This window comes from Streptomyces sp. NPDC005962, from assembly GCF_040629205.1.
Taxonomy (GTDB): domain Bacteria; phylum Actinomycetota; class Actinomycetes; order Streptomycetales; family Streptomycetaceae; genus Streptomyces.
In genome coordinates this window covers 1-14,376 of sequence record NZ_JBEXVE010000023.1, presented here as the reverse complement: position 1 = coordinate 14,376, position 14,376 = coordinate 1, and the positions used below count along the sequence as shown (strand labels likewise).

General features: G+C 70.4%; 10 protein-coding genes. 7 read left to right on the top strand and 3 right to left on the bottom strand.

All coding sequences use genetic code 11. The annotated features are described in order from the left end of the window. Positions 1 to 11: 11 nt before the first annotated feature. Positions 12 to 1,919, bottom strand: a complete 1,908-nt coding sequence (locus ABZ370_RS30495; RefSeq protein ID WP_358626978.1) for an MFS transporter — start codon at positions 1,917 to 1,919, stop codon at positions 12 to 14. Between the two features lie 297 nt (positions 1,920 to 2,216). Continuing rightward, complete coding sequence (locus tag ABZ370_RS30490) at positions 2,217 to 5,447, bottom strand: D-alanyl-D-alanine carboxypeptidase (protein WP_358626976.1); 3,231 nt, start codon at positions 5,445 to 5,447, stop codon at positions 2,217 to 2,219. A gap of 257 nt (positions 5,448 to 5,704) precedes the next feature. Here ABZ370_RS30490 and ABZ370_RS30485 point away from each other — a divergent pair, with 257 nt between their 5' ends. The 3 genes from ABZ370_RS30485 to ABZ370_RS30475 all read left to right on the top strand — a co-directional run bounded on the left by ABZ370_RS30485 (position 5,705) and on the right by ABZ370_RS30475 (position 8,146). Next, positions 5,705 to 6,454 carry a GPP34 family phosphoprotein gene (locus ABZ370_RS30485; protein ID WP_358626974.1) on the top strand — a complete coding sequence of 250 codons (750 nt, stop codon included), beginning with the start codon at positions 5,705 to 5,707 and terminating at the stop codon, positions 6,452 to 6,454. A gap of 431 nt (positions 6,455 to 6,885) precedes the next feature. After that, the gene (locus tag ABZ370_RS30480) at positions 6,886 to 7,758 is read left to right on the top strand and encodes a helix-turn-helix transcriptional regulator (RefSeq protein WP_358626972.1); all 873 of its coding nucleotides are present in this window, start codon (positions 6,886 to 6,888) and stop codon (positions 7,756 to 7,758) included. A gap of 178 nt (positions 7,759 to 7,936) precedes the next feature. Then, complete coding sequence (locus ABZ370_RS30475; RefSeq protein ID WP_358626970.1) at positions 7,937 to 8,146, top strand: DUF397 domain-containing protein; 210 nt, start codon at positions 7,937 to 7,939, stop codon at positions 8,144 to 8,146. Positions 8,147 to 8,280: 134 nt separating this feature from the next. Here the strand turns inward: ABZ370_RS30475 and ABZ370_RS30470 are convergent, their stop codons facing one another. Next, the gene (locus ABZ370_RS30470) at positions 8,281 to 9,138 is read right to left on the bottom strand and encodes a hypothetical protein (protein ID WP_358626968.1); all 858 of its coding nucleotides are present in this window, start codon (positions 9,136 to 9,138) and stop codon (positions 8,281 to 8,283) included. A 237-nt stretch (positions 9,139 to 9,375) separates the two neighbouring features. Between ABZ370_RS30470 and ABZ370_RS30465 the strand changes: the two genes are divergently transcribed. The 4 genes from ABZ370_RS30465 to ABZ370_RS30450 all read left to right on the top strand — a co-directional run bounded on the left by ABZ370_RS30465 (position 9,376) and on the right by ABZ370_RS30450 (position 14,262). Then, positions 9,376 to 10,284 (top strand): zinc-binding dehydrogenase, encoded by a 909-nt coding sequence (locus tag ABZ370_RS30465; RefSeq protein ID WP_358626966.1) that lies wholly within the window; start codon positions 9,376 to 9,378, stop codon positions 10,282 to 10,284. A gap of 23 nt (positions 10,285 to 10,307) precedes the next feature. Further along, positions 10,308 to 11,225 carry an AraC family transcriptional regulator gene (locus tag ABZ370_RS30460; RefSeq protein WP_358626964.1) on the top strand — a complete coding sequence of 306 codons (918 nt, stop codon included), beginning with the start codon at positions 10,308 to 10,310 and terminating at the stop codon, positions 11,223 to 11,225. Between the two features lie 373 nt (positions 11,226 to 11,598). Further along, positions 11,599 to 12,378 (top strand): SDR family oxidoreductase, encoded by a 780-nt coding sequence (locus ABZ370_RS30455; RefSeq protein ID WP_358626962.1) that lies wholly within the window; start codon positions 11,599 to 11,601, stop codon positions 12,376 to 12,378. A 312-nt stretch (positions 12,379 to 12,690) separates the two neighbouring features. Next, positions 12,691 to 14,262, top strand: coding sequence for a sodium:solute symporter family protein (locus ABZ370_RS30450; RefSeq protein ID WP_358626960.1), 1,572 nt, complete (start codon positions 12,691 to 12,693; stop codon positions 14,260 to 14,262). Positions 14,263 to 14,376: the final 114 nt, after the last annotated feature.

The window sequence follows — 14,376 nt, the reverse complement described above, 5'->3', positions numbered from 1 at the left end:
GCCATACGTCGTTAACGGGCCATCTCCTTCGGGCAGGGCGTGCCGCGCGGCAGCTGGTACTTGCCCGCTATCCGGTAGGTGCCGGGGCGCGGGGCGTGCAGCACGGTCCACTCGTCCTCCGGCTGGCCGTCCACGGCGTCCTCGACCTGCGTGGTCAGACAGCCCTGGCGGTTGACCGGAAGCTCCTCGCCCGGGTCGGCCTTCGGCGCGTGGACGCTGCGCCCCTTGGAGTCGACCAGGCCCAGCCACGGCGAGTACGGGATGCGGATCAGGACCGGCCCGCGCTTCTTCACCCTCAGCACCAGCTGATCTGCGCCCGCCCGCTCCACGGTGGCCGGCGGGTCGGCGAGCTGCGTCGGGTCCTCGACCTCGTACAGCCTCCAGTTGGCGTCCGACCACACCTTCTGCAGATACGGCAGCTTGGTGTCCTCCAGCAGCCGGGACTCCTTCTCGGCGCCCTTGTCCGGATTGTCGGCGGGCAGCACCACGAAATGCACCGCCCAGCGCTTGAGCCACTCGTGGTAGGTCGCGGGGGTGAGGGTGTTCTCGCCGTAGAAGATCGGGTTGCGGTCCAGGTCCCGCTGCCGGTTCCAGCCGCGCGCCAGGTTGACGTACGGGGCGAGCGCGGAGGACTCGCGGTGGCTGCGCACCGGCACCACCTCGACCCGGCCCCGGTCGGCATCCACCCGCTTCAGCCGGTCGACCAGCGGCGCCAGCTCACGGGCCCAGGACGCCGAGGGGGTGGTGTGGATGACGTCGTCGGTGGTCTTGGCGATCTGCCACACCGTGACCGTCGCGAGCGCCAGCACCAGCGCGAGCCAGCGCTGTCCGGCCCGCGTGGTGCGCAGCTCGGCGCGGGCGGGCCGGGCGGGGCGCCCGGTCAGCGCGGCGATCACCACCACACCGCCGAAGATCATGCCCAGCCGGGAGATGTTGGTGCCGATCTGGGACGGGATCACCCAGGTGAGCACCACCCCGAGCGAGTACAGCGCCGCGCCGACCCGCACCGTGCGCCACTCGACCGGGGACAGCAGCCACCCGGCGAGCCCGGCGGTCAGCGGCAGCACCACCGAGCCGATGGACATCGGCTGCTCACCAGAGAACGGGAACAGCCACGCGGACAGCGCGACCACCAGCACCGGCGTCACACCGAGCGCGTACGCGGCCGGGCGCCGCTTGGTCAGCCACAGCGCGGCCGCGACGATGCCCACGAACAGGCCCGCCACCGGGCTGGCCATGGTCGCCACCGCCGACAGCAGGGCGGCCAGCAGGAACCGCCCGGTCCGGTGGTGCCAGTGCCGGGACCGCCACCGCACCGGCCACGCGAAGATCACCGCCACCGCGGCGAGGCCGAACATCGCGCCGAGCCCGAACGTCACCCGGCCCGAGATCGCGTTGCAGACCAACGCGAACGCGCCATACAGGGCGGGCCACATCGGCCGCGCCACCGAGCGGCTGCGCACCAGCAGCAGGGCGAGCAGCCCGGCGGAGAGCGTCCCGGCGATCACCATGGTCGACCGCACGCCGAGGACCGCCATCAGATACGGCGAGATGACGCTGTACGACACCGGATGCATGCCGCCGTACCAGGCCAGGTTGTACGCCGAGTCCGGATGCTGAAGCGCGAACTCCGCCCAGGCGTCCTGCGCGGCCAGGTCGCCGCCGCTGTTCGCGAGCAGCGCCACCCACAGCAGGTGCAGCACCGCGGCGGCGGCCAGCGCGGCGGGCACCGGACGGCCCAGGGCGGCCCAGCCGCGCCGGAAAACCCCCGCCCGGCCGACCGCCTCACCTCCGCGGGCCGCCTCAGCGCGCTCGTCCGGCTCGGTGGGCCAGCGCTGCGCGGGCAGGCGTATTCGCGCCGCGGTGCTCTCTTCCGAGTTCCCGTTTTTATCGGCCCGTGTCGGCTCCACGGTGGTCACTGCGGCTCTCCCCGTCTCCCCCGAAATCTGCCCCTGTTCATCTTTTCAACCCTGTACCGGTTCCCCACGGTTCGCCTTGGTCGGGGCGAGTCAGGGTCGGGGGACATCATGCGACGCTAGCACGCAAGGCGGTTCGCCAGGCGGCTACGGGCACCGGCGCGGCTTCTCGCGCCGGCGCCCCCGCCCGGGTCGGAAGACGTCCCGGGGACGCCTCTGGGACGCCCCGGAGACGCCCCCGGGGACACCCGGAGACGCCCCCGGGGACACCCGGAGACGCCCCGGCGACGTCAGAGGACGTCAGGAAACACGGATCAGCTTCGACCCGAAGGACGGTTCGGACAAGTCGTTTTGCAGCGCCACCGGCGCCTTGACCTGACCGGGCCCGGTCCCCACGGTCACCTCGCCGACGACGGTGCCCGCCTTCGCCGAGTGCGGAATGGTTTTGCCGCCGTCACCGATCTTGATGTCGACGTCCAGCCCCGCCCAGCCGACCGCCTTCAGGTCCTTGGTGGCGACGACCGGCGTCGTACCGCCGAGGCCGTCGTCCACCTGGCCGACGACGTCGCCCTTCTTGATGACGGTCGCCGAAGTGAGGGCGTCCTGCGCGGCGGTGATCAGCTTGTAGCTCTCCGTCTGCGCCAACTGGAGGCTGGCGTCCAGCGTGGTGGGCGCGCGCTGCTCCAGCACGACCCCGAGAATCCGCTGCTTCTTGCCCTCGATCGTCCGCACCGCGCCCCACATCAGCGCACCGCCCGCCGGAGTGGACGACCCGGTCTTGATACCGATCACACCGGGCTTCACCAGCAGATTGTTGTTGTTGTAGATCTTGCCGTCGAGACCGGGGATCTCGGTGTTGGGCGTCGCCACGACCTCACGGAACGCGTCCGACTCCATCGCCGCCTTCGCCAGCTTGAGCTGATCGGCCGCGGTCGACTTGGTCGACTCCTTGAGCCCACTGGGGTCGGTGTAGGTGCTGTTCTTCATGCCCAGGCTCTTGGCCGCGTCGTTCATCTTCTTGGTGAACGCGTCCAGCGACCCGGCGTCCCAGCGGGCCAGCAGCCGGGCGATGTTGTTGCTGGAATTGATCAGCAGCAGTTGGAGCAGCTGGTGCTGGGTGAAGCTCTGCCCCTCCTTGACCGACGCCCGCGACTCGTCGGCGGACCCCGACTCCTGGGCCGCCGTCGCGTCGATCTTGATGCGCGGGCCCTCGGCACCGGCCTTCAGCGGATGGCTCTTGAGCACCACATAGGCCGTCATCACCTTGGTGACACTGGCGATCGGCACCGGCTTCTGCGCCCCCGACGTGCCCAGGCTGCCCACGCCCTGGACCTCGGCCGCGGACTGGCCCTCACCGGACCACGGCATGGCCAGCTTCTCGCCCTTGAACGCGTACGACTCGTCGCCGGTCAGCTTCAGCTCGGGCTCCGGCAGCGGCCGCACCGCCTGGGCGACCCCCAGGAGCACCACGAGCAGGATGGCCAGCGGCGTCCAGATCTTGACCCGCCGCACCGCCGTCCGAACCGGCGTCTCCGGCTTGGGCGGCTTGTTCGTCAGCTGCGCCAGCAGATCGAGCGGCGCGGGCTGCTTCCCGTCCGGCGTCTGCGGCGGCAGCGGCTGCTGCCTGGTCCGCTCCGTCTCCGGCAGGTCGGCCGGTTTCGCCGGAGCGGTGTCCGGCTTCGCCGCCTTTTCGGGGGCCTTCGCGGGAGCCTTCGCGGCCGCCTTCGCCGGGGCGGGGGCGTCGGTGGAGCGCAGCGGTACGAACTTGCTGGTGCGCTCGTTCTCGCCCTCGGAGCGCTTGCCGTCCTTGGCGCCCTTGCCGTCCTTGCCGCTCTTGCCGCTCTTGCCGCTCTTGGCCTCATCGCCGGAGAGCGCCTTGATGGCGGTGGTCGGCTGGTCGACGCCCTTCTTCTTCTCCGGGAGCACGCCGAACGCGGCGGTGGGCCGGTCGAGGGGCTTGCCGCCCTTGTCGTCCACCTTGGGCGCGCGGAAGACGGCGGTCTTCTGATCGATGGACGGGCGCCCGGACGGCTTGTCGTCCTCGTCGCCGGACGCGGCCTTGTCGCCCTTGTCGTCGCCGTCGTCGTCGGAGCCCGCCCACGCCGGACGCCGCCCACCGGACGCGTCCGCGTCGGCCTTGGCGCCCTTGGAGTCGGCCGCCGACTTGGGCGTGCGGAACGCCGCGGTCTTCTGATCGACCGACCGCTCCGACGCGGCATCGCCGGAGTCGTCGTCACCCTCGCCGCCGGAGCCCGCCGTCGCCGTACGAGACGCCGCCGAATCCTCGCCGCCGGACGCGTCGGCGTCACTCTTCACGCCGGACGCGACCTGCTCGGCGTCGTCACCCTTGGTGCGGGACGCGCCCGCGCCGAACTCGGCGTCGGAGCCCGCCTTCGCCGTACGAGACTTCCCCGAGCCCTCACCGCCGGACACGGTCTTGTCGTCGCCGCCATCGGCGTCGGCCTCGTCGCCGGAGCCCGTCTTCGCCGAACCTTCGTCGCCGGACACGGCCTGCTCGGCGTCGCCGTCCTTGGTGCGGGACGCGCCCGAGCCGCCCTCGGCGTCCGAGCCCGCCCTCGCGGTACGAGACGTCCCCGAGCCCTGGCCGCCGGACACGGCCTTGTCGTCGCCGTCGCCCTTGGCGCCCGACGTGCCCGAGCCCGCCTTCGCCGAACCCCCGCTGCCGGACACGCCCACGTCACCCTTCACACCGGACGCGACCTTCTCGGCATCGTCGCCCTCGGCGCCGGACGAGCCCGAGACGCCCTCGTCGCCCGAGCCTGCCTTCGCCGTACGAGACTTCCCCGAGCCCTGGCCGCCGGACACGGCCTGCTCGGCGTCATCACCCTTGGCGCCCGAAGCGCCCTCGGCGCCCGAGCCCGCCTTCGCCGGACGGGACTCCGCCGAACCCCGGCTGCCGGACGCCTCGGCGTTACCCGGGTCGCCGGACGCGTCCGCGTCGCCCGAGCCCGGCTTCGCCGAACCCTCGCTGCCGGACGCGCCCGCGTCACCCTTCACACCGGACGCGGCCTGCTCGGCGTCGTCGCCCTCGGCGCCCCCGGCGCCCTCGGCACCGGAGGACGTGTCCGTCGCAGGGGGCGACGTCGTCCCCTGGTCGACCGGCTCATCCGACGGCTTGCCGTCGCCCGCATCCGGTTCGTCGGACGCGACCCAGGCCGCGACGGCCTCCCGCAGCCGGGAGTCGCCGCCTTCCGGCGGGTCCGCTTCGGAATCCCCGGACGCCGTCTCGGGCGCGGCTTCCGCTTCAACCGATTCACTGTCTTCGCTTTCGCGAACATCAGACGCACTGTCGTCGCCCGCAGCTTCCGGACGCTCCGATTCCGGTTCCGCCGACGCCGCACTGGACTCCTCGGGAGCCGACTCGGACGCGTCCTCGGCGACGGCGACCGCCGAGCGCACGCCGTCGGCCTCCCCCTCACGGAAGGCCGTGAGCCGCGGATCGCGTGCTCCCCGAGCCGTCTCCCCCGACGACTTCTGCTGATCCGACTTGCCGGGGGACTCGCCCGCCACCGATGCCTCCTCGATACGTCACACGGGGCGCCGGGCGCCTCCTGGCGCCGCGTCCCGCATTACAAACCATCAACCAGTGTCCTGTGTGCCCGACGTGCGGACGCGCAACGCCACCGCCGGAGAGCGCCTCAGGGTGATCGCTCACCCGCTAGACGAGAAAGACATACCTACCGGTTCCCACTCAAATCCACCAGGCACTCTCGACAGACCAATGTGGCAGGGGTCACCCTGTCATTCATCCACGCGGGGAGGCATGGATGGGCAGGAGCCGCAGAACAATTCCGGAGGAGCTTCTGTTGCTCGCCCTGGACCCGACCACGGGTACCACGGCGCAGCCGCAGTCGCTCGACCTCGGTCTTGCCGGGGCACAGCTAGTAGAGCTGGCTCTGGCTGGACGGATAGCCCCTGACGGGGATCGTATCGCCGTGGTGATGCCACGGCCGACAGGAGATCCAACTCTGGACTCCGCACTGGAACTGCTGCGCCGTCGCGGCAGTCCGGTTCGGGCTGTCCACTGGATCGGCGGGCCCCGCCTGGGGCTGCGCCAGACGTATCTCACGCACCTGGAGCGGTGCGGCATGGTGCATGCCGTGGCGGGCCAGATGTGCGGGGTACTGCCGACGACGCGCTATCAGGCGACGGAGTCGGTGATCAGCCGGGAGATCAGGGCCCGGCTGGACAGTGCGATCCGCACCGGCGTACCGCCGGACCCGCGGACCGCCGCGCTCGCCGCCCTGGCCCATGCGGTCGGGCTCGGCAAGCACTTGTATCCCGGGAACGAGGGGCGCTCCTCGCGCTCCAGGCTCCGGGACCTGATCAGGCACGACCCGATGGGCGGTCTGGTGGCGCACGCCGTGATGGACGTGCAGAACGGTGTCGCGGCGCAGCCACGGCGCGCACCGGCCGGAGGCCGACCGCCGGGAGCACGCGCCGTGGCGGAGCCCGCGGCGGGGGTTCCGGCCCAGCCGTCCCGCCACGGGAGCATGGACCGCGTCGGAGCGCGCTGAGCGCGCCGACCCGTCCTCAGGAGGCCCCCAGGGAGCCTCAGGAGGCCGTACGGCACTCATGAGCGCCGGGTCCCCACCCCGAGGCAACTCGGCGAACTGAAGAGGCACCACAGGGCACCACGGGGCGTCTACAGGGCAACACAGGGCACCAACCAGGCTCGCCAGAGCCCGCAGAACCGATACAGCACCACCGAGCACCATTCCGCTCCACCGACCGCACCGCAGTCCTCACCGACCCGGTCCGGGAGCCGCTGAAGCGCGGGGTGGTGGGACGGCCGTTCCGGACGACCGGCCGTCCCGCCGCCCCGCGCATGTGTGCGATCACCCTTTGTACGGTCTTTGTCGGGCCATTTCCCAGCGCGGCCGGGTCCGGTAGTGGCAGGCTGCTGAACAGCATGTATCAGCAGTACGAAGCCGGAGGTGCACGTCCTGTGACATCGAACGTCGGCCCCACTGTCCGGCGACGCCGGTTGGGCCAGGAACTGCGCAGGCTCCGCCAGGAGAAGGGAATGACGGCGGAGGAGGTGGCGGAGGAGTTGATGGTCTCCCAGTCGAAGATCAGCAGACTGGAGAACGGCCGTCGCAGCATCAGCCAGCGCGATGTGCGCGACCTCTGCCGGACTTACAAGGTCGAGGACAAAGCGCTGGTCGATTCCCTGATGCAAATGGCGAAGGAGTCCCGTCAGCAGGGGTGGTGGAACGCCTTCGGCGACGTCCCCTACAGCGTCTACATCGGCTTCGAGACGGACGCGGCATCGCTGCGGGTCTACGAACCACAGGTGATGCCGGGGCTGTTGCAGACCCCGGAGTACGCCGAGGCGGTCATCAGCGGGGCGCTGCCCGAGGTCGCCCCGGACCAGATCGCCCAGCGGGTGCAGGTGCGGCTGCGGCGGCAGGAACGGATCACCGATCCGCTGGGCCCGCTGCGGCTGTGGGCCGTGGTGGACGAGGCGGCGATGCGGCGCGTGGTCGGCGACCACAAGACCATGAGCGATCAGCTGGAGTATCTGGTCCGCATGAGCCACGAGCCCCATGTGACGGTGCAGGCGCTGCCGTTCGGCATGGGCTCGCACCCGGGCATGAGCGGGCAGTTCACCATCCTGGAGTTCTCGGACGAGTCGGATACGAGCGTCGTCTATCTGGAGGGTGTGACGAGCGACCTCTACCTGGAGAAGCTCACCGATGTGCAGAGCTACAGCATGATGTACGAGCATCTGCGGGCCCAGGCGCTGAACGTGGACCAGAGCCGCCAGTTCATCACCGAGGTGGCGCAGGACCACGCGCGTCGGCACGGGGAGGGCTGACGACGCCGGTCGGGAGCGGGCGCGGAGGGTACACCTCCGCACCCCACCGCGGAAGGGGACGGTGGAATATGCCATCCGGTCGAGTGAATGGCCACCTTTCCTGACGATGTTGACGAGTAACGTCGGCCTCGCCTCCAAACGGGGGTGCATCTCCTCAACAAGACGCATCGGAGCAATTGTGTCCATTCAGCAGGGAAAGACGAGTGCGTGGGTGAAATCCTCGTACTCCGCAGGAAACGGCGCTTGCGTAGAGGTCGCCTCCCCGGTCGTCGATGAGATCGCCGTGCGCGACTCCAAGGACCCGCACGGTCCGACGCTCAGCTTCGCCCCCGCCTCCTGGTCGGCCTTTGTCGCCGACGTCCACGGCGGAGCCTTCGACCTCGGCTGATCCTGCTGTTCGACCGGCCGCGGCAGCGCGGTCCGGCTCCGTAGAACCGCAGTTTCGCATCTCAGCAACCGAGCCCTCTCGACCGGCCGCCGTCCCTGCCGAGAGGGCTCGTCGCATTTCGGTTTCCATTGCCTTCATCGAAGCTCCGCGACGTATTGGTCCGTACCGGGAATCGTCGGAATGAACGGCGCGACGAATTCCACCCGGCCCAGACCCGACCGTTCCACCTCGGTGTCGAGACCCGTCAGAAATTCCTCCCAGCATTCGCGCGGATCGCACTGCAGGAACCACAGCAGGGTCAGCCTGGTGTCGACGCCCTCCACCTGCTTGACGTACGCCATCCGGTCCGACGGCAGCGGGGTCGGGCGGAAGACGGTCACCAGCGCGGCGGGCGAACCGGCCAGGCGCCGGGGCAGATGGCGGGCCGTGAGCCAGTCGAGCAGCTCCCCGCGCCGCTCGGGACTCCCGCACTCGACGACCTCCAGGACCAGCCCGGCGTAGGGGTGGTCGAGGGCATGGTGGTCGCGCGGCCCGGCCGCCCCGTCCCGGTAGACGGTCGCCTCCCGGTCGTGGAAGGCCGTCAGGACGTGGGTGCGCTCCTGGAACACCCGGCCGTCCCGGTTCAGCCGCTTGTTGATGCCGACCGTCCACCGCATGTGCTCCGCGTAGCGGTCCTCGGTGAGCCAGTAGACGGTGAGGTAGCAGCCCGCGGTGACGGGCTGGGCCACCGCCGACTTCTCCGGGTAGCGCAGACGCTGGAGATCGCGGGTGGCGACCCAGCGGCGGCCGGCGTAGATCCAGGGCATGGCCATCGCGCCCGCGATGAAGTGGTCGTCCTCGTACCAGCGGTTGTACGCGTACTCATGGCCGGGATGCGGTTCGACCATGGTGATCAGGGCGTGCCCCGGGCGCACCCCGTAGGGCCCGACGGAGGCCAGTTCGCCGTACTGCTCGGCACGGGTGTCCTCGCTCGCGTCGCTCGTCATACCCATCAGGTGTAGCTGACAAAGCGTCAGCTGGGGAGGGGTGCGGCATGCCCGGTATGCCCTGGAGTCCCAGCCCGGACACCAGCCGCCTGATACAGATCGTCAACTGATCGGTTCTCACGGGACTGGTCGCTGCGCTGGTCCTGCGTAGGGTTTCAAGGAGGCGGCAGTGCGGCATTCGCGCACTCCGTCCGCTGCCGCGCCGAGTGTTCAGGCGCATCCACCAGAGAAGGAAACACACCCATGCGCGCCCTTGTGGTCGATCACGGCGAGGCCGGACCCGTCCGGTTCGCCGATGTCGATGAGCCCGTGCCGTCCGGCGACGAGGCGTTGGTCGAGATACGGCATATCGGTCTCAACTTCGGAGAGCTGAATTACGTGCACCAGTGGCCGGCCGGCGCTGTGCACGGCCACGACGCGGCCGGCGTCGTGGTGCGCGCCGCATCCGACGGCTCGGGGCCACCCGAAGGTACGCGCGTCGCGCTGGGGATGTCCGCCCACGCGTGGGCGGAGCGGGTGGCAGTCAGCCCCGCCTCGCTCGGCACCGTCCCCGAGGGCGTGGATCTGGCCGACGGTGCCGCGCTGGGGATCGCGGGAGTCACCGCGCTGCGGGTGCTGCGCAAGCGTTCCCTGCTGGCGCGCGACGTGCTGGTCACCGGCGCCAGCGGGGGCGTGGGGCACTTCGCCGTCCAGTTGGCGGCGCTGGCGGGCGCCCGGGTGACGGCACTCGTGGGTTCGCCGGACCGGGCCGCCGGGCTCCGCGAACTCGGGGCCGACAAGGTCCTGACCGACCTGGCCGAGACCGAGTGCCGGTTCGACCTCGTCCTGGACACGGTCGGTGGGCCGCTGGTGGCCCAGGCGTGGAGTTTCCTCGCCGAGGGCGGCACCATCCACGTGGTCGGTTACTCCTCGGGGCAGGACACCACGTTTCCGTCAGGAGTCTTGTTCGGTTTCGGCGAACCCCGCTCCATCGCCACCTACGGCGACATGACGCCGACCAGCGGGGAGCTGACGGACCTGCTGGGCCTCATGGCCGCCGGGAGGCTCTCGGCACCGGTCGGACTGCGAGGCGGCTGGCAGGACGTGGACGACGCCGTCCAGGCACTGTTCGCGCGGACGGTGCACGGAAAGATCGTTCTTGACGTGGTCTGACGCCCGACGACGAGAATGGAACGATGGACGTACTCGCGGAGGCCTTGCGTGTATCGGGTGCGCGAGGGGCGCTCGGGGTCGTACTGAAGGCCGGAGGAACCTGGGGCCTGTGGCTGGACTCCTCCCCGGGAGCGGCACTGCACGTGGTGTCCCGTGGCACGATGTGGCTCCACGTCCTGGGCGGGAAACCCCTGGAGGTGCGGGCAGGAGACGCCGTCCTGTTGTCGCCGGGCACCGCCCACGGGATAGCCGGCGGGTCCAGTACGACGATGGGTCCCTGTGACCGGAAGGCGACGAACCAGGCCCTCACCGACGGCAGCGCCCTGCACCTGGGCTCGACGCCGGCGCAGACGGAAGTGCTCGTCCTGCGCTATGAGCAGGACCCGGAGGTGAGCACGCCGGTGCTCACCTCCCTCGTCCGGCCGATGCACGTCACGAGCCGGGAGAACGCACAGCTCAGAAAGACCGTCGAGCTTCTCACGGCGGAGCTCGCGCAGCCGCAGATCGGCACCACCGCCGCCGTCAACAGCATCGTCGACCTTCTGCTCATCCAGTTCGTACGCGTCTGGCTGGCCCGCCACCCGGAGGAGCAGTCCGGCTCATGGCTGGGCGCGATGCGTGATCCGGTCGTGCGCGACGCCCTGGTATGTGTCCACGCCCGACCGGAACACCCCTGGACCACCGAGTCCCTGGCGGCCGCGACGGCGGTCTCCCGGACGACGCTGTCCAGGCACTTCCGGTCCGCGCTCGGACAGACGCCCGGCGCGTACGTGACGCAGTGGCGCATGGACCTGGCGTCCGTCCGGCTCCGCGACACCGACGAGCCGGTCGAGTCGATCTCCGGCGCGGTCGGCTACGCCTCTCCGCACGCTTTCAGCCGGGCCTTCCGACGTGCCCGAGGCATGCCCCCGGGCGAGTACCGTTCTCGACTTCGCCGGTGATCGCAGGCAGGCGATCACCGGCGACACGGCCCTCTGCTCGCGGAGCTGCCACGAAATGACGGGGTCGGGCACGTCCGCCTCGGGTACACCCGCGCCTCGACCGCCCGCCACCGTCATGCGGATGCTCCGCGAGCATGACTAGCAGGCCGCCCCAGCGGCGAGCACGTGATCATCCGGCTACTTTGCGGCTGGTGTCCGAGCTAGGACTCCAGGGCGCCGTCCCGCAGGACGGCCCGAGAGCAGCGGCCGAGGAGTCCATGAGCCCGGCGCGGACATAGCGCGGCGGTATCGCGCGGCATCGTGGCCGCGAGCGTATGGCCTTCTCTCGGCGGGGCGCCTAACCTGACGCGGCGTCAGCCCCCAGGGAGGACCCATGCTGAGCGGCAGAACCGTTATCGTCTCCGGTGTCGGCCCCGGCCTCGGCCACCGCGTCGCCGCCGCGTGCCTGCGCGAGGGCGCCGATGTGGTCCTCGGGGCGCGCACCGGGGAGCGGCTGGCCGGGATCGCGAAGGAGATCGACCCGGGCGGCACCCGCACCGCCCACCGGGCCACCGACATCACGGACGAGGCCCAGTGCGAGGCGCTCGCCGCGCTCGCCCGGGACCGCTTCGGCCGGATCGACGCCGTCGTCAACGTGGCAGCCCTGGACAGCCACTTCGGCGGCCTTGAGGACGCCGACTTCACGTCCTGGCAGCGCGTGGTGGACGTCAACCTGTTCGGGACGCTGCGGATGACCCGGGCCTGCCTCCCCGCCCTCAAGCGGAACGGCGGCGCGGTGGTGCTCATCGGCACCCAGTCGTCGGTCGCCGCCCCCAGCGAGGTGCGGCAGGCCGCGTACGCGGCGTCCAAGGGGGCGCTCACCTCGGCGATGTACTCGCTCGCGCGCGAGCTGGGCCCGCACCGCATCCGGGTCAACACCGTGCAGCCCGGCTGGATGTGGGGGCCGCCGGTGCAGGCGTACGTCCAGTTCGCCGCGCACACCGAAGGCGTACCCGAGGCCGAGATCGAACAGCGGCTCGCGGGCCGGATGGCGCTGCCCGACCTGGCGACGGACGGCGATGTGGCGGAGGCCGCGGTGTTCCTGGCCTCCGACCGGGCCCGGGCGATCACCGGACAGTCGCTGCTGGTGAACGCCGGTGAACTGATGCGTTAGCGCGACTCCTGTCCGGCCTCCGGGCTCCCGCTCCCGTCCGACCCATCGATGCGTGGGTGTGCGTCTGACGAAGTGCCCGCTCAGGATGGATTCGCGAACGCGTGCACGACAACGCCCCGTCAGGTCAAGAAAACGTAAAGTCGTTCTTCTTTCTGACTTGCGTTCATATTCGTGACCTCTCGAACCCTTGACCGGCCACCCGGACAAGCGGTTCAATCCCGGAAGTACCCCGCTCCCGCTCGGGGGAATCGCCCCAGAGAACGTCGCGGCGAAGTGCGCTCCCGTTCACAAGGCGGACCCCTGGGAGGGGACATGAACAGTCTCGACTGGGCTGTGCTCATCTGCTATTTCGGCGTCATGGTCGGCATCGGCGTCTGGTCCCACAAACGTGTGGACAACGTCAGCGACTTCTTCACCGCGGGCGGCAAGATGCCCTGGTGGCTTTCGGGCATCTCGCACCACATGTCCGGCTACAGCGCGGTGATGTTCACCGGTTACGCGGCCATCGCCTACCAATACGGCATCACCTCGTATGTCACCTGGTCCTTCCCCATCGCCATCGGCATCGCGATCGGCTCGAGCCTCTTCGCGCCGCGCCTGAACCGGGTGCGCAGCAAACTGCGCGTCGCCTCGCCCCTCGAATACCTCAAGAACCGCTACAACCTGCCCACTCAGCAGGCGCTGGCCTGGTCCGGGGTGTTACTGAAGATCGTCGACGTGGGCGCCAAGTGGGCGGCCATCGCCACCCTGCTCTCCATCTTCACCGGAGTCTCGCTCAACCAGGGCATCCTGATCACGGGCGCGGTCACCGCCGTCTACTGCACCGTCGGCGGGCTGTGGGCCGACGCGCTCACCGAACTCGGCCAGTTCGTCATCCAGTTCGTGGCCGGTATCGCGATGCTGATCGCCGTGCTCAACGAACTGGGCGGCGTCAGCAGCCTCTGGACCGTCTGGGACGACCTGCCCGACAGCCACACCGAGCCGACCGTCGGCCCGTACACGCTGATCTTCCTGCTCTCCTATCTCTTCATCAAGACCTTCGAGTACAACGGCGGCATGTGGAACCAGGCGCAGCGGTACATGGCCACCGACAGCGCCCACTCCGCCAAGCGCTCGGCCCGGCTGTCGGCCGTCCTGTGGTTCGTCTGGCCGCTGGTGCTGTTCTTCCCGATGTGGGTCGCGCCGCTGATCATCAAGACGGACAAACCCGCCGACTCGTACGCCGAGATGGCCGAACACCTGCTGCCGCACGGTCTGCTGGGGCTGGTCATCGTCGGCTTCTTCTCCCACACCATGGCCATGTGCTCCTCGGACGCCAACGCGATCGCCGCGGTGGTGACGCGCGACATCATGCCCGCGATCTTCAAGTCCGTACGGCAGTGGAGCACCCGCACCGGGCTGCTCGCCGCCCGCTACACCACACTGCTCTTCCTCGCCCTGTCCATGGGCATCGCCACCCAGGTGAACTCGGACTTCTTCGGGGACATCATCACCGTCGTCATCAAATGGGTCGCCGGTCTGATGGGGCCGATCGCGATCCCGCTGATGCTCGGCATGCTGCGGGCCTTCCGCAAGTCCGGGCCGACGGCGGCGCTCACCAGCTGGGGCCTGGGCCTGATCGCCTTCTACCTGGTCAACTACCCGATCAACGACGCGGTCGAGGGCGGCGTCAACCTGGAGTACCAGGTCGCCGTCCCGCTCGCGGTCTCGCTCGTGCTCTTCATCGCCATCGGCTACCTCAAGCCGGAGGACACCCCCGAGCGCGACGCCATCCTCGCCTCGCTCAACACGGACGACGACGGTCCGGGTTCGGCGGGTGCCGCGCGGGCGGTCCCGGCGTCGGACGCGACCGGCCGTAAGACGGCCGCGGGCGCATCGGACTGACGCCCCCGCCCCCGGGGCCCCGGGGGCCCCCCCCCCCGCCCGGGGGGGGGGGGGGGGGCCGCGGGCCGCGGGGGGGGGGGGGGTGGGGGGGTGGGGGGGGGGCGTGTGTTTTGA